This window comes from Streptomyces sp. NPDC005728, assembly GCF_040630895.1.
Classification (GTDB): Bacteria; Actinomycetota; Actinomycetes; order Streptomycetales; family Streptomycetaceae; genus Streptomyces.
In genome coordinates, this window is sequence record NZ_JBEXYL010000146.1 from 1 (window position 1) to 14480 (window position 14480).

The 14480-nt window shown below is 69.1% G+C and carries 14 protein-coding genes and 1 pseudogene; 4 read left to right on the forward strand and 11 right to left on the reverse strand.

What is annotated here, in order from left to right:
* Positions 1-24: 24 nt before the first annotated feature.
* A complete protein-coding gene (locus ABZ471_RS44135) occupies positions 25-1404 on the forward strand; it encodes a HAMP domain-containing sensor histidine kinase (RefSeq protein ID WP_359074805.1) in 1380 nt (459 codons plus the stop codon).
* A 205-nt stretch (positions 1405-1609) separates the two neighbouring features.
* Here ABZ471_RS44135 and ABZ471_RS44140 read toward each other — a convergent pair whose 3' ends face one another.
* From ABZ471_RS44140 to ABZ471_RS44185, 10 genes are all read right to left on the reverse strand, one after another.
* Positions 1610-2449: a hypothetical protein gene (locus ABZ471_RS44140; protein WP_359074806.1), complete on the reverse strand. Its 840-nt coding sequence runs from the start codon at positions 2447-2449 to the stop codon at positions 1610-1612.
* Positions 2450-2676: 227 nt separating this feature from the next.
* Positions 2677-4029, reverse strand: a complete 1353-nt coding sequence (locus ABZ471_RS44145; RefSeq protein WP_359074807.1) for an LLM class flavin-dependent oxidoreductase — start codon at positions 4027-4029, stop codon at positions 2677-2679.
* Positions 4030-4069: 40 nt separating this feature from the next.
* Positions 4070-5122, reverse strand: a complete 1053-nt coding sequence (locus tag ABZ471_RS44150; protein WP_359074808.1) for an aliphatic sulfonate ABC transporter substrate-binding protein — start codon at positions 5120-5122, stop codon at positions 4070-4072.
* Between the two features lie 58 nt (positions 5123-5180).
* Positions 5181-5921: an ABC transporter ATP-binding protein gene (locus ABZ471_RS44155; protein WP_359074809.1), complete on the reverse strand. Its 741-nt coding sequence runs from the start codon at positions 5919-5921 to the stop codon at positions 5181-5183.
* On the reverse strand, positions 5918-6808 hold the full coding sequence (locus ABZ471_RS44160; RefSeq protein WP_359074810.1) for an ABC transporter permease: 891 nt from the start codon (positions 6806-6808) through the stop codon (positions 5918-5920). The genes ABZ471_RS44155 and ABZ471_RS44160 overlap by 4 nt, the downstream gene beginning before the upstream one ends.
* Entirely contained in the window at positions 6805-7701 is an 897-nt protein-coding gene (locus ABZ471_RS44165; RefSeq protein WP_359074811.1) for a TauD/TfdA family dioxygenase, read from the reverse strand. The genes ABZ471_RS44160 and ABZ471_RS44165 overlap by 4 nt, the downstream gene beginning before the upstream one ends.
* Before the next feature lie 610 nt (positions 7702-8311).
* Positions 8312-9574 (reverse strand): vanadium-dependent haloperoxidase, encoded by a 1263-nt coding sequence (locus ABZ471_RS44170; RefSeq protein WP_359074812.1) that lies wholly within the window; start codon positions 9572-9574, stop codon positions 8312-8314.
* A 134-nt stretch (positions 9575-9708) separates the two neighbouring features.
* Complete coding sequence (locus ABZ471_RS44175) at positions 9709-9795, reverse strand: putative leader peptide (RefSeq protein ID WP_351255689.1); 87 nt, start codon at positions 9793-9795, stop codon at positions 9709-9711.
* A 111-nt stretch (positions 9796-9906) separates the two neighbouring features.
* The gene (locus ABZ471_RS44180; protein ID WP_359074813.1) at positions 9907-10731 is read right to left on the reverse strand and encodes a DUF427 domain-containing protein; all 825 of its coding nucleotides are present in this window, start codon (positions 10729-10731) and stop codon (positions 9907-9909) included.
* Positions 10732-10753: 22 nt separating this feature from the next.
* A complete protein-coding gene (locus ABZ471_RS44185; protein WP_359074814.1) occupies positions 10754-10960 on the reverse strand; it encodes a hypothetical protein in 207 nt (68 codons plus the stop codon).
* A gap of 447 nt (positions 10961-11407) precedes the next feature.
* On the opposite strand from ABZ471_RS44185, the gene ABZ471_RS44190 reads away from it, so the two are divergent.
* Positions 11408-12406: a zinc-binding dehydrogenase gene (locus tag ABZ471_RS44190; RefSeq protein WP_359074815.1), complete on the forward strand. Its 999-nt coding sequence runs from the start codon at positions 11408-11410 to the stop codon at positions 12404-12406.
* 47 nt (positions 12407-12453) lie between these two features.
* Positions 12454-13284: a DUF1684 domain-containing protein gene (locus ABZ471_RS44195; RefSeq protein ID WP_359074816.1), complete on the forward strand. Its 831-nt coding sequence runs from the start codon at positions 12454-12456 to the stop codon at positions 13282-13284.
* 125 nt (positions 13285-13409) lie between these two features.
* Here ABZ471_RS44195 and ABZ471_RS44200 read toward each other — a convergent pair.
* Positions 13410-13508: pseudogene (locus ABZ471_RS44200) on the reverse strand (transposase); the annotation flags it as partial.
* A 399-nt stretch (positions 13509-13907) separates the two neighbouring features.
* Between ABZ471_RS44200 and ABZ471_RS44205 the strand changes: the two are divergent.
* A complete protein-coding gene (locus tag ABZ471_RS44205; RefSeq protein ID WP_359074817.1) occupies positions 13908-14336 on the forward strand; it encodes a VOC family protein in 429 nt (142 codons plus the stop codon).
* The last annotated feature ends 144 nt before the right edge of the window (positions 14337-14480 follow it).

Below are 14480 nucleotides of genomic sequence, written 5' to 3' on the forward strand. Positions count from 1 at the left end.
GCGCGGGGTCGGACACCGCCTGTCATGACCAGTCGCTTCCACATCCTGAGTCGCCTGGCCCCGCGCACTCTTCGAGGCCGGCTCTCCCTCGTTGCCCTGGCCACCGCCGCGCTGCTGATGACCGTCCTGACGGTGGCGTTCAACGCCGTGATGGACGAGCACCTGCAGCACCAGGCCGACGACGAACTGCGCACCAGAGCGGCGGCCGTGACCACCACGGTCGACACCAGCGGTCCCCGGGTACGCGTCCTGGAGACCGTCAACGACCGCCTCCTCGACGCGAATGTGTGGATCTACGCCGGCACCCGTCTGCTGGAGAAGCCACCGACCGCCACCATCGGGAGCCCACTGGCCCGGGCCGTCGACCGGCTGGCCGCACAGCGCAAGCACGCCTGCACGACCGTCAGCGGTCACCGGCCTGTCCGGCTGTGCTCCCAGCCGGTCCGCGGCCACGCTGCCGAAGCCACCATCGTCACCGCTCTGGACCTGGCTCCGTACCGCAGTTCGGCCCGCACCCTGTTGCTGGGTTCGCTCGTCCTGGACGCGGTGATGCTCGGATGCATGTACGTCCTCACGCGCCTGTCCGTCGGCCGGGCACTGCGACCGGTGCGAACGATGACCGACCAGGCCACGCAGTGGAGCGCCGTGGGCTCCGACGACCGCTTCGGCACGGAAGATCACCCGGTCGAACTCGCCCGTCTGGGTGGCTCACTGGACGCGCTGCTCGATCGCATACGCACCGTACTGCGCCACGAACAGCAGCTGACGGGAGAACTGTCCCACGAACTGCGCACACCACTCACCCGGATCATCATGGAACTCGACTGGTGGCGGACCCGCCCGCGCACGGACGCCCAGACCCGCGCCACCCACGAGGTGATCGCCGAGGCAGCGCAGGCCATGCGCACCATCTGCGACACGCTCCTCGACGACGCCCGCGAGAACGCGCTCGGCCGGGCGACGGCCCCCGCGACGGCGGACGTCGTGCCCGTCCTGGACCGCCTGCTCCAGCACGTCGCCCCACCGGACCGGGTGGAGACCACGATGGAGACGGATGCGCAGGTCCTGGAGGCGGGGGTGGCACCCGCTCTCCTCGAACGCATTCTCAGCCCTCTGATCGCCAACGCCCTCCGCTATGCCCGCTCCAGCGTGACCGTGTCCGCGCGGCGCCTGCCCGGCGCCGTACGGATCGATGTCGTCGACGACGGCCCCGGTGTGCCCGAGACGTTCCTGGACGAACTGTTCCAGCCCGGCCGCCGGGCCGACACCGGCGACGGGCACGACGGCGCGGGCCTCGGGCTGCCCCTCGCACGACGCCTGGCCCGCACCGTCGGCGGTGAGGTCTCCTACGACCCCGGACACGCACCCGGGGCCAGGTTCACGGTCAGCCTCCCTGCCGGGTGACCGACTACCGCGCCTCGTTCGCCGGTGCGGCGGCGGTCCGGCGCTCCCCCGTATGGGCGTAGCCCGTCAGACCGAACAGGACAACGAGCAGGACGGCGCGGACGAGCCCACGGTCCCGAGGTCCAGGCCGCCCTTGGCGACCGGCTTGGTCTCCGACCGTGGCACGGAGACCCTGAACGCATCCTGAACGCGTCCAGGTTGCAGGTCACGCTGTGTGTCGTGTGGCCCGCTCCGGGGCGGTGACGTCCTTGCGGGTCACGCCCAGATACACGACCAGGCCGAGGATGACCGCGAGGAACAGCACGCTGGTGATCACGGTCCCCAGGCCCAGGCCGCCGTCTCCGGTCGGCTGGGACAGGTAGTCGCCGATCGAAGCCCCGAGCGGCCGGGTGAGGATGTACGCGATCCAGAAGCTCCATACCGCGTTGAGACCGAGTGCGAAGTGCGCGACGGCGACCGCGGCGATGGCCAGGGCGAACAGCACGGCGGACAGCCAGTAGCCGAGATCCATGCGCTCGGACACCAGGTCACCGGCCGCGGTGCCCAGGGCGAACGTGAACAGGACCGCGAGCCAGTAGAAGGACTCGCGGCTGGTGGTGTCGATGCTGTGGATGGACAGCGTCCGCTCCCGGCGGTACCAGACGACGAAAACGACCGCGAGAACGAGCGCGAACACCGTGGTGCTCAGCTCCAGCGGCACACCCATGTTGTCGGTGAGGTTGTCACTGATCAGGGTGCCGACGACGCTGATCAGGGCCACGGCGAGCCAGTACACGCCCGCCCGGTACGCGCTCGTGCGGAACTGCACGACCAGCACCACGGCCAGCAGGGCGCTCATCAGGACCGACACACCGGTCAGGCCGAGGCCCGCCTTCTCGTTCAGCAGGTCGGCCGCGGTCTCACCGACCGTCGTGCACAGCACCTTGATGATCCAGAAGTACACGGTGATCTCGGGCACTTTGTTCCGGCGCAGCCGCTGCCGCGCACGAGCAGCGGGCCCGTCGGCCACGGGGGCGGCGGAGGTCTCAGACGTTTCGTGGGTCATGGACAGCGACCGTGCCACCGGACACCTGAATGCATCCTGACTGCCGGGTGCCCACGGGAAACGGGTAGCACTACACCCGGGCGAACTCGTACCAGATGCCGGTGCCGGCCGAGCCCGTCGCACCGGGCGGGCGGCGCTCCCGCTGCCGGTGAGCGGGAGAGCCGGCGCCGCGGTGAAGCCGTCCTTGTAGGACTTGCTGAGCCCCTGTACGAGGAGCACCGATCGGCTCAGACGCCGAGCACCTGTGTCTCTGCCTGGTGGAACTGGTTGGCCGGTACCGGCAGACCGTAGTGCTCGCGGAGGGTCGTGCCTTCGTACGCCTCGCGGAACAGGCCCTTGCCGCGCAGGATCGGCAGTACCTGATCGATGAAGGTCTCCAGGCCCGACGGGAGGGTGGGCGCCATGATGTTGAACCCGTCCGCGGCACCGCCCTCGAACCAGGCGACGATCGTGTCCGCCACCTGCTCGGGCGTACCGATGAACTCGAAGTGGCCGCGGCCACCTCCGAGTCGCGAGATGATCTGGCGAACCGTCAGCTTCTCGCGTAGGGCGAGTTCGATGATCAGGTCGGAGCGGCTCTGTGATCCCTCGAGCTTCGGCCGCGCGAGGATGAAGTCCGGCAGGGATTCGTCGAGTTCGAACACGGACGGCTCGGTCTCGAAGACCGCGGCCAGCTGGCGCAGCCCGTACTCCGGAATGCGCAGGTCGTCGAACTGCTTCGCCAGCGCGCGGGCCTCCTTCTCGGTGGACCCGATGTACGGGACGATTCCCGGCAGGACGATCACGCCGTCCGGGTCGCGTCCCGCGGCCCTGGTCCGCGCTTTGATGTCGCCGTAGAAGTCGGCCGCGCGCTCGTACGTCTGGTGTGCGGTGAAGATCGCCTCGGCGTGCCGTGCCGCGAAGTCCTTGCCGTCCTCGGAGGAGCCGGCCTGGACGAGCAGCGGGTAGCCCTGCGGTGGACGCTCGACGTTGAGCGGGCCGGCCACCGAGAAGTATGTGCCCCGGTGGGCCGGTTTGTGGATTTGCGCGGGGTTGGCGTAGCGCCCTGTGGCTTTGTCCGCGACGACGGCCTCGGACTCCCAGCTGTCCCACAGTGCCTTGGCGATGTGCAGGAACTCGTCGGCACGGGCGTAGCGTTCGGCGTGGTCGGGGCGGTTGTCGAGGCCGAAGTTGGCCGCTTCGTCGGCGCCCGCCGAGGTGACGATGTTCCAGCCTGCGCGGCCGCCGCTGACGTGATCGACCGAGGCGAGGCGACGCGCGAGGTTGTAGGGCTCGTTGTACGTCGACGACACCGTCGCGATGAGTCCGATCCTGCTGGTCGCCTGGGACAGCACGGTCAGTAGCGTCAGCGGTTCGAGTTGGCCCGGTGGCCGGAACTCGCCGGTGCCGGTGATTGCCGGACCGTCCGCGAGGAACAGCGAGTCGAACGTGGCGCTCTCGGCCAGCTGGGCCAGCCCGATCCAGTGCTGCAGGTCGAAGTCGGCCCGTGGGTTGCTGTACGGGAGCCGCCACGATGCCTCGTGGTGACCTGCCTCCATGAGGAAGGCGTTGAGGTGGAGCCGGCGTCTTGTCTCGCTCACGTGTGTTCTCCTTTCGGTGTTCTGAGGGATCCGAGCCTGCTCAGCCGACCTGCAGCTTCGAGCTGTCGTAGCCGGCCGGGAGCAGGTTGTCGGTGATCGACGAGACATCGACCTTCTTGGTGATCTGGCCCGCCTCCAGGAAGGCGTCGGCGAGCTTCTGCTCCGCGGCGATGTCCGACTTCTCCACCGGGGTCACTCGGGTCTCGAAGGCCTTCAGGGACGCCTTGGCATCGTCCAGGGGGATGCCTTCCTCCTTGGAGAGCGCCTGCGCGTACTTGTCCTCGTGCTTGATCGCCCAGGCGAACTCGTGGGCCAGTCGCTGCAGGACATCGGTGAGGGCCGCCCGCTTCGTCTTGTCGTTCAGCGACTTTTCACTTGCGACGTAGTAACTGCTCGTCTGGTCGATCGGGGGGAGACCCTTCGCCAGGATCCGAGCACCGTTCTTGACCGCGATCGCCGACTGGGGGTTCCAGATCGACCAGGCGTCCACCTTGCCGGTGTTGAATGCGGTGGCGCCGGCCGCCGGGTCGAGGAAGGCCAGGTGCACGTCCTTGGGGCTGAGGCCGACGCTCTTGAGCGCGTTCAGGATCAGACCGTGGGCCGAACTGCCCTGCGGGACGGCGATCTTCTTGCCCTTGAGGTCCGCGAGCGTCTTCAGCTTCGAGCCCTTGGGAACGATGATGTTCTCGTTCGACTGAGTGGGCATCAGCGACCGGTTGACGGCCACGACCTTGAAGCCGTACTCCTTCGCGGCGCCCGTGATCGGCGGTACGTCGCCGACCGCTCCCAGGTCGATGTCGCCCGACGCGGCGGCCTGTACGAGCGGCGGGCCGTAGGTGAAGCGGGCGAACTTCACCTTGTAGGGCGCGTTGTCGAACACACCGGTGATCTTCGCAAGCTCCTGGCTGCCGTCACCGCCGTTGTCACCGATGGTGAAGGTGTACTTGCTCCACTCGGGGTGACTGTGGGCGCTCGATCCACTCGGCTTGCTCAGGGGCGCGGCGGCCTCCGACGTCGATGCGCAGGCGACGAGGGTGCTCCCCAGTGCGAGCAGGCCAACGGCGGCGACGGGTCGGAAGGTTCGTCTGGACATGGGTTCTCACGTGCTTTCTGTGCTGTGGTGGGAGAAGTCGGTGGGTGTGGTGGGGAAGTCAGTGCTGGTTGGCGAGACCGAGGTCTTCCAGGAGCGCGGAGCGCAGCTCCTCTCGCGCGAGGCTCGCCTCGCGGTCCGCGGCCGAGAGCCGGACGAGGTGCGATGTGCCGATGCGGCCGTTGCTCATGACGACGACGCGATCAGCCAGCGCGATCGCCTCGTCGACGTCGTGGGTGACGAGCAGCATGGCCGCGTGGTGCTTGCTCCTCAGCGCCCGGACGAGGTCGTGCATGCGCAGCCGGGTGATCGCGTCGAGCGCCGCGAACGGCTCGTCGAGCAGCACGAGTTCGGGCTCGGATACCAGGGCCCGAGCCAGCGACACCCGCTGGGCCTCGCCGCCGGACAGCTCCTTGGGCCACGCCTTCTCGCGGCCCGAGAGTCCGACCTCGGCGAGCACGTCGAGGGCCCGCTGGTCGGCGTCCGGCCCGTGCAGGCCGAGGGTGACGTTGCGCAGCACTCGCTGCCACGGCAGCAGACGGTCGGACTGGAACACGATCGCGCGCTCCGCCGGGACCTCGACCCGCCCGCCGTCGGGCCGGTCCAGTCCGGCGAGCAACCTGAGGAGGGTGCTCTTGCCGCAGCCGGAGGGGCCCAGCAGGACCACCAGTTCCTCGTCGGCGAGGGTGAGGTCCAGGTGGTCGAGGACGACCCGGTCCCCGAACCGGCGGACGACCTTCTCGACGACGGCGCCTGCCTGTCGGCGGGGCTGTGTGCTGTGGGTGGCAACCGTGGTGCTCATGCTGCCTCATAACTGGGGCGCCACCGCAGGAGCACCCGCTCGAGAGCCCGGACGAACTGGTCGGCGAGCAGACCGAGGAGCGAGTAGATCACCAGCCCCACGAAAACCTGGTTGGTCTGCAGGTAGGTCTGCCCTTGAGTGATGAGGAAGCCGAGACCCTTGTCTGCGTTGACCGTCTCGGCGGCGACGAGGCCCAGCACGCTGTACGCGAGAGAGAACCGGAGGCCGACCAGGAACCCCGGCAGTGCTCCGGGCACCAGGACACGGGTGACCAGGCGCCAGGTGCCGGCGCCCGTCGTCCGCGCCATCTCGATCAGACGCTGATCGACACCCCGGATCGCGGCGAACAGGTTGAGATACATCGGAACGCCCGCACCGAACGAGATCAGGAGCACCTTGGTGAGCTCGTCGATGCCGAACCACACGATCATGAGCGGCAGCACCGCCAGCAGCGGGATCGTGTTCAGCACCTGCACGACGCCGTTGAACAGATACTCGCCGCTGCGCAGCAGACCACCGAGCACCCCGGTGACGATGCCCACCGTCAGACCGATCGCGAGACCGATACCGGCCCTTTGCAGCGAGATCGCCAGGTCAGGTCCGAGCACGCCCTGCTGCCACAGGTCGACGGCGGACTTCACGATGGAGGTCGGTGCCGGAGCGTAGGTCTTCGCCAGCACGCCGGCCCTGGCGAGGACCTCCCAGACGATGAGGACCACGATCGGAGTCGTATAGATCCCCAGAGGCCAGCGCAGGCGCTCGCGGAGCGTGCTGAGCACCGTCTGGCGGCGGGCGTCGCGCGGCAGGAAGACCTCGCGCCCGCTTGCCGCGCGTGGCGTCTCGGCAGCCGGTTCCACGGCCGGCGCCTTGAGGCTGACCTCGGTCACGCCGCCACCTCCAGGACGCTGCTGTAGTGCGAGGCGTCGCCGACGAGCGGCTCGCTGCGGCGTCCGTCGACGCCGACCGGCACGTCTCCCGCGACCGTGACCCGGTTGAGGCGACGCGGGTGGTCGTCGTAGTTGTCCACCCCGTAGTGCTGGGTGATCCGGTTGTCGAAGATCAGCAGCTGGTCGGGGGACCACGTCCAGCGCAGGATGTTCTCCGGACGGGTCACGTACGACTGGAAGATGCGGAGCAGATCCGCCGACTCACTGCTCGACAGGCCGACGATCCGCTTGGTGAACCCTCCGATGAACAGCCCGTGCTCGCCCGTCAGCGGATGCACCCGCACGAGAGGGTGCTCTGTCTCGTACGGGGTCGAGACGAAGACCCGGTCGTACTCCTTCCGCGACGCCGTCGTGACCGAAGGGCGCCCGTAGTCGTACTGGTTGGTGTGCACGACGCGCAGCGAGTCCGCAAGGGCCCGGAGCGGGTCGGGCAGGGCTCGGTAGGCCGCAGCCGCGTTCGCGATGAGCGTCTCGCCGCCGTACGGCGTGGTCACGATCGACCGGAGCGTGGTGAGCTGCGGTGGATTGACCACGAAGGTGACGTCCGTGTGCCACTCGTTCGCCTTGGACGTCTCACTGTCGACGGCGAGCACGTTCGTCGTACCGTCGGCGGCCGGAACGTTCGGGTGGGCGGTTGTCAGGTCGCCGAACCACCGGGCCACATGCTCCTGACCGGCGTTGTCGAGGTTCACGTCGTCGAACACGATCGCCTTGTGCTCGTTGAGGGCATGGCGGAGCGTCGTGATCGTCGAAGGGTCGGGGCGCGCCGCGAGGTCGACGCCCTGGACGAGCGCGCCGATGCGGCCAGTGAGCTTGCGGATGGACAGAGACATGGGAGGTCCCTCTCAAGGAATTCGGGGGCGCTGCCGGGTGCCGAGAGCCGGAGTGAGCGGGTGATGGGCAGGGATGAACGGCCGCGAAGTCAGTACTCGGTCTGGGCGCGATGCGGGGGACCGACGACTACTCGAGGAGTGCCCGATGAGGGGCGAGCCGTGTGATGGTGTTCGTGCGAGCGCTGGCTGACGGCACGTCGCCTCACCGACTTCGGGCTGTTCCGCACGTACTTCTCCCCCGAGCCAGAGCAGGAAGGAGAGAGGAGCGGAAGAAGAAGGCGGTCAGGCGGTGAGTACCGCGGTCCTTACGGGAGGCACCGCTGGGGCGGCGGCTTCGCACCGCCCCAGCCGGAGACACATCACCGGGATGCACCGGCCGCTGCGGAGGGCCACCTTGCGGATCAGCGACACGCTTTCCGGATCAACGGCAACAGAACGCGCTGGAGACGTGCGCCAGGTCGATGTGGCGCCGCCGAGTCAAATCCACGCGCGGGGTCATGGAACGTGAGTTGAGCAGACCTCCGCCCCTTCGGTCAATAGGTGCCGGACAGGTCTCACATTGCGGAAGCTGGAGCTTCTCCACCTCTTCAGAACGGAGCCGCGGTGCCGCTCACCGCGTGTCGAACAGGCGGGCGGCGTCGCGCAGGGCGTGCGCCGCGACCCGCTTGCCGAGGACGAGGCCGGCCTCGTCGGCCGAGCGGGTGTGGATGCCGGAGTACACGCGGGCGTCCACGTTGTCCTGGGACAGTTGGCGCCAGGCCGTGTAGGTGCGGGTCACTCCGGGAGCGGTGGGGCTGGTCAGTTCGAACGGTGCGGTGCGAGGTCCGGTGAGCGCCGTGAGGACCGTTTCCGCCGCCCCGGCGTAGGTGTTGTGCCCGCTGGGGTAGTCGGGGTGGGCCGGCGTGATGTGCAGCGGCGTCCATGCGGGGTCGGGGTCGATCGCGCCGGTGCGGATGGCCGTGACCGGGCGCCACCGCAGGTACTCGTACTTGCTGTCGGAGGTGGCGATCTGCGTGTCCACCAGGGCGACGTGGAACAGGGCCACCAGCCTTGCCTGTCCGGCGGTGGAATGCGGTGCCCGGGCCAGGGCGACCCGCAGCGGCTCGGTGTACAGCGTCAGGGAGGAGCCGTACCAGAAGGTGGCGGTCTCGGTCTGCCGCTGCGTGCGGACGGTGCTGTTCACGGCCCCGTACGCACGGACCTCGGCCAGGTCGGCACGGTAGCGCGCGGAGTCCAGGGCGGGCGGCGCGGGCAGCCGGTACTGGTCGGGCGCAGCCAGCAGGAAGGGCCTGGCCGTCCGGTTGCCGTACTGCGCGGCCGGGGCGTGATCAGGCGGGGTCGGCTGCCACACACCGGGCGCTGCCGGCGGCACGGTGAACGGCGCGTTCACCGAAGCCGGATCGAGGCCGTCGCCCTTTCGCGAGGCGAGGACCAGCCGTGCCTGGCGCGCACCGGCCGCCACGGCCTTCGACTTGGCCGGTCCGTCCGGAAGGCGGTCCAGCGTCGTGCGCAGCGTGGTGTCCAGTTCCCGGGTGCGGGACGGGACCAGGGCCACCAGGGAGTCGTGTACGGCGGACGCCAGGGCCGCATCCCGAAACGCGCTCCGGTCGACTCCGGGCGGCACCTCACGGGTGGCTCGGGCCGCCGCGAGCCAGCTGATGGCCCAGGTCCGGCTGTTGGTGATCTGGGTGGCGGCGCCGGCCGCCGAGACGGTCGCGGTCGTCGTGTCGTACCAGTCGAGCGCCACGGACGGGCGCCGCTTCCGTTCGTCCGCCACGGCGGCCGTAGCGGACGGGACGGTGGCGGAGGCAGCCAGCAGGGCTGCCGAGCCCAGCGCCTTCAGGGCGGAGCGGCGGGTTCTGAGCGGGTTCACGGATACTCCTTCGCGTACGTACGGGTGACTGCTGTTGCCGGGGCACTCGACCGCTCACGCGCCGAACTGCACGCGCTCGACACCGCCGCCAAGGGCGGCCGGGCGTGGGGACGGCTGCGGCGGTGCGGCGAGTGTCAGCTACACAGCGCGGCGGCGACACGCAACAGATCAACGGCGCGCCGCCGGGTGAACCGCAGAGATATCCGCAGAGAGATCCGCATGCCGGGGACGCTATCCACGCCCCAATTCCCGGTCAACGAAGGAAAGTTGACCGCTCGGTATTGCAACGACCGCTTCGTGTCTCCGTCATGCGCCCGTTACCCGAGGGGGCGTCACGGACAAGACCTGTGCTGCTGCTCGGAGAGCGTCCCGGTGAAGTGGGTGACAGGGCGTTCGTGGCGTTCGCCGTCCACGGTGATGTCGACCGCCTCGTTGTAGAAGGCGAGAAGTCCCTTGATCGGGCCCACCGCGGGCAGCGGGTCCGGGTAGCTCCAAACGACGTCGGGCGGTACGTCGGCCTCGCCGCGCCACGACCAGTACTCGGCGGTGCCCTTGTAGGGGCAGCCGGTGTGGTGGTCGGTGGGTTCGAGCAGGTCGAGTCGGACGTCCTCGCGCGGGACGTAGTACCGCGTGGGCAGACCGGTCTCGAAGAGCATCACCGGGCGCCGGGTGTCGGCGACGAGCATGCCGTCGATCTCGACCTGGACGTGGCGGCTGCTGGGGATGGCGTCCACGCGTTTGTGCGGGTCGCGGGGATGGATGAAGATCTCTTCCTCCTCCTCGTACCAGCGGTCGAGCCCCTTGCCGCTGCGCCGGAACCACTCGAAGGCGATGTGGTCGGCCAGGTCGGCGGAGGGGAAGGTCCACGCGGCGTTCTCCAGGAGTTCGCCGTCGACTGCGAGGTCGTAGAAGATCTGCGATCCGGTGTGGGCGCCCGTAGGCGGGCTCTTCGCCGGGCGGAGCAGGTCCTCGCGGACCTCCGTGCGGGGAAACGCGTACAGCGGGACGGGGACACCCGGCTCCCAGACGAGGACGGGGTGCCTGCTGTCGACGACGGTGACATCGCCCTTGCGGCCACGCACCCAGCGCTCGCTGGGCTCCCACAGGAGGCCTTCCGGGGTGGTCCGCACGGCTTGCGCGGTGGGGAATGTGGTCATGACCGGCTCTCCTTCGGCTTGCTCACGCGGTGACGTCGGCGACGTAGGGACGGTTCTCCCGCCAGGCCGCGAGCTGCTCGGGGCCGCCGAACACCCGCAGGTACTCCTCGACGATGCCGCTGGCCCACTCCCACACTGACACGGGTTCGAAGTCATCGTCCTGGCGGATCACCTCCGGGTGATCGAATCCCCGCACGGCCACGATGCCTTCCGCATCGAAGCGGAGCACGTCGCCGCGCTGGTGGGCGACCTCGTCCCGGAGGCGCTGCCTGGCAGCAGGGATGAGGCAGTCACTGGCGTCGTTCGCGGCGGCTGTGGTTTGCTGGCTTCATGACCGTGCTCGTGACCCGCCGCCACGTCGACTACGTGCGCGTCACGACCACGGCCTGTTCCGCCGGACGGTAACACCGCCCCCAGGCGCCCCGTCGCTCCCTCGCGGCCCCGTTCATGCTGCCGTTGCAGCCTCAACCGCCCGTGACGGGCCTCTTGGCCAACGCCATGCACCGGCTCAGCTCATGTCCACGCAGGTCTCCGGATCGGGACGGAGCAGCGCCTCGCCTCTCACTGAACCGCGGTATGACAGGCACTCCACACCGCACCCAGGGAGGAGACCACCGCGCGGAGAACTGGGGGAGCTTCGCTTCCGGTCCGACACAACGGTTGAGAGGAACACCGCATGCGTGCATACGGATTCAAGTCGAACGGCGGCCCGGAGGTCCTGGAGGAGATCCGGGTACCGACACCGGCGCCTGGTCCGGGCCAGGTGCTGATCGAAGTCGCGTACGCCGGGGTGAACTTCGCCGAGGTGCAGCACCGGCGTGGCGAGTTCGGCGAGCCCGACGGCCACGGCGGCTACGACGTGCCGGGCCTGGAGGTCTCCGGCACGGTGGTCGCGCTCGGCACCGGGGCGAGAGGACCGGCTGTCGGCGAGCAAGTCGCCGCCTACCTGCCGGGTTTCGGAGGCTACGCCCAGTTCGCCGTGGCCGACAGGGATTTCGTCCGGCCGGTGGGCCCGCTTCCGCCGGCGCACGCCGCGGGAGTGCCGTGCGTGTATCCGACGGCCTACGGCGTGCTGACGGACGCGGGACGGTTGCGCCACGGCGAGACGGTGCTGATCCATGCAGCGGCCGGTGGGGTCGGCTCGGCCGCGGCGCGGATCGCGCGTGCGCTCGGCGCCGAGCTTGTCCTGGGCACAGTGGGCTCCCCCGAGAAGGCGGAACTGGCCGGCGCTCTGGGCTACGACGCGCTGTTCGCCCGCGAAGGCTTCGCGGACGCGGTCGTGGAGGTCACCGCAGGGCGCGGGGTGGACCTGGTGCTGGACCCGGTCGGCGGGCCGGTGCGGCGGGCGAGTCTGGAGGTGCTGGCCCCCTTCGGCCGGGTCGTGGGCTACGGGGATCTCGGACGCCACGCGGACTGGACGGCGGACGTGTGGGATCTGTGGAAGAACAGCCGCAGCATCGCCGGGTACAACATCGGCGACGTCGCCCGCCGCTCCCCCGCCACGATCGGCGAGCACCTGTCCAGGGCGCTCACCGCTCTCGCCTCCGGGACGCTTCCCTACGATCCTCCGACCGTCGTCACGTCGGCGGAGGTCGCCGAGGTCCACCGACGCTTCGAGGCCGGAGGCACCCGCGGCAAGACAGTGCTTCGCATCGGCGGACCGGACGCCGTGTGACGCGTACGCCACTCCCCCCATCAGGACCGTATCGCCCAGGAGTACACATGATCGTCCAGGATTCCCGCACCGGCATCGACGCCTTCACCGCGGAATGGGAGGCGTGGCACCTGCAAAAGGATGCCGCGCTCGCCCACGAACACGGCTTCCTCGCCGTCACCGGCCTGCACTGGCCGACCGACCAGCCCCAGCGCTTCCCCGACGCGCCCGGCACCTGGTCGACGGGCGACGACAGCGTCAGTGTCGTACTCGGCGAAGACGAGGAACTCGTCGTCGACGGCACCGTGGTGCGCGGACGCCACGCCTTCGGCGTCATCCCGGAACGCGGCGGCGTGAACGCCGTCTGGGGGGATGCGGTGATCGAGATAGCCAGGCGGGGCGGCCACGACGTGATCCGGCCGCGGCACCCACAGCATCCGCTGCGCACCGCATTCACCGGGACGCCCGCGTATGCGCCGGACCCGCGCTGGGTGGTCACCGGAAGGTACGTCCCGTTCACCGAGCCTCGACCGACCACCGTGGGCGCTGCCGTCGAGGGGCTGCAGCATGTGTACGACGCGCCCGGCCGGATTGAACTCCGGTTCGACGGCCGGGAGTTGAGTCTGACCGCGTTCAACGGACACACACTGGGCAGCCTCATGGTGCTGTTCACCGACGCGACCTCAGGCGTGACCACATACGCGGCCAACCGCGCCCTGCAGATCGACGCCCCCGGGCCCGACGGCACCGTGATCCTGGACTTCAACCGCGCCACCAACCTGCCGTGCGCCTACACCGACTTCGCGACCTGCCCGCTGCCGCCCGCCGAGAACCGGCTCCCGGTCGCGATCGAGGCCGGCGAGAAGATCCCCCACGAACGGAAGCCGGTCGAGCAGTGAGCATCTCGGGCCCGCGCTCCGACAGCCTCCCGGTGCCGCGTCGGTCGGCCTCACCGCCCAGGTCCATCGCGATGACCACCACCTCCCTCGTACCTGCCGCCTTGCACCTGACGTGTGCGTCACCACGTGCCGTTCGCCGACCAGCATTTGTGTCGTTCCCAGACGGTCTTCCACTTGCCGAAACGTGCAGGCAGATCCCGCCAGGGCACTCCGGCCCGGTCCCGCAAGAGTGGGATTGGATCCTGGGACCCACCGGTGGGCTACGCCGCCAGGGCTGCGTCATTCTCGCGGGCTGTCCGGTTTGATCACTTGATGTCCAAGGTGGCCAAGGACCGGCGGGGTCACGGACGTGCACGGCTCGGGGTGGGTGCGGTTCCGGTCCTCACTCGAGAGAAGTCTTCTCCGTAGGTGCGGGCCCGGATCGGCAGACTGCCCTCGGAAATCGCGGCGCGGGCCGTGGCCGCGTTGGTCCGGAACGACGGGCAACCCCTTGGGGGCATGGACATCGGGTCACCCCCTGCGACCGCACGACACAGCAGTGGCTCTCCAGGGCCACCCGTACCCGTCAACATGCATATGCCTACCGGGAGATGAGCAACAGAGCCCCCTGCTATGGTGCGCCGATGTCATCGATCAAGCAGTTCCAAGTCACCTTCGACTGCGCAGAACCTGAGCGCGTCGCTCGTTTTTGGTGTGAGGTGTTGGGGTACGTCGTATCGCCGCCACCGCAGGGGTTTGCTACTTGGGACGATTTCGATCGCTCGCGGCCCCCTGAGGACAAGGGTTCATGGTTCGCCTGCGTTGATCCCTCAGGTGTGGGGCCGCGACTGTTCTTTCAGCGCGTTCCCGAGGGCAAGGTCGTCAAGAATCGGGTGCATCTTGACGTGAGGGTCGGCACCGGGCTCGTGGGTGAAGAGCGCCTCGCCACGCTCGAAGCCGAGTGCGCACGACTGGTCGCGCTCGGGGCGGTACGCGAGCGACTACTGTATGACGGCAACGACTCGTGCATCGTCATGCAGGACATCGAGGGCAACGAGTTCTGTCTCGACTGAGCATCCTCCGAGACGGCAAGACGGGGAGCCGTCTCCTTTGTGCCTCTGTCGGGTCTGCTGCACGATCGGGTGACATCTTGACCTGCCCCACCTCTGAGGTTCCAGTTCTGGTGGCTAACTGACAGCCCTTCACGGAAGGCTGGC

Coding starts and splice junctions, on each gene's coding strand:
- ABZ471_RS44135 (WP_359074805.1), top strand. CDS start 25: ATGACCAGTCGCTTCCACATCCTGAGTCGCCTGGCCCCGCGCACTCTT.
- ABZ471_RS44140 (WP_359074806.1), bottom strand. CDS start 2,449: ATGACCCACGAAACGTCTGAGACCTCCGCCGCCCCCGTGGCCGACGGG.
- ABZ471_RS44150 (WP_359074808.1), bottom strand. CDS start 5,122: ATGTCCAGACGAACCTTCCGACCCGTCGCCGCCGTTGGCCTGCTCGCA.
- ABZ471_RS44155 (WP_359074809.1), bottom strand. CDS start 5,921: ATGAGCACCACGGTTGCCACCCACAGCACACAGCCCCGCCGACAGGCA.
- ABZ471_RS44165 (WP_359074811.1), bottom strand. CDS start 7,701: ATGTCTCTGTCCATCCGCAAGCTCACTGGCCGCATCGGCGCGCTCGTC.
- ABZ471_RS44175 (WP_351255689.1), bottom strand. CDS start 9,795: ATGCGGATCTCTCTGCGGATATCTCTGCGGTTCACCCGGCGGCGCGCC.
- ABZ471_RS44180 (WP_359074813.1), bottom strand. CDS start 10,731: ATGACCACATTCCCCACCGCGCAAGCCGTGCGGACCACCCCGGAAGGC.
- ABZ471_RS44190 (WP_359074815.1), top strand. CDS start 11,408: ATGCGTGCATACGGATTCAAGTCGAACGGCGGCCCGGAGGTCCTGGAG.
- ABZ471_RS44195 (WP_359074816.1), top strand. CDS start 12,454: ATGATCGTCCAGGATTCCCGCACCGGCATCGACGCCTTCACCGCGGAA.
- ABZ471_RS44205 (WP_359074817.1), top strand. CDS start 13,908: ATGTCATCGATCAAGCAGTTCCAAGTCACCTTCGACTGCGCAGAACCT.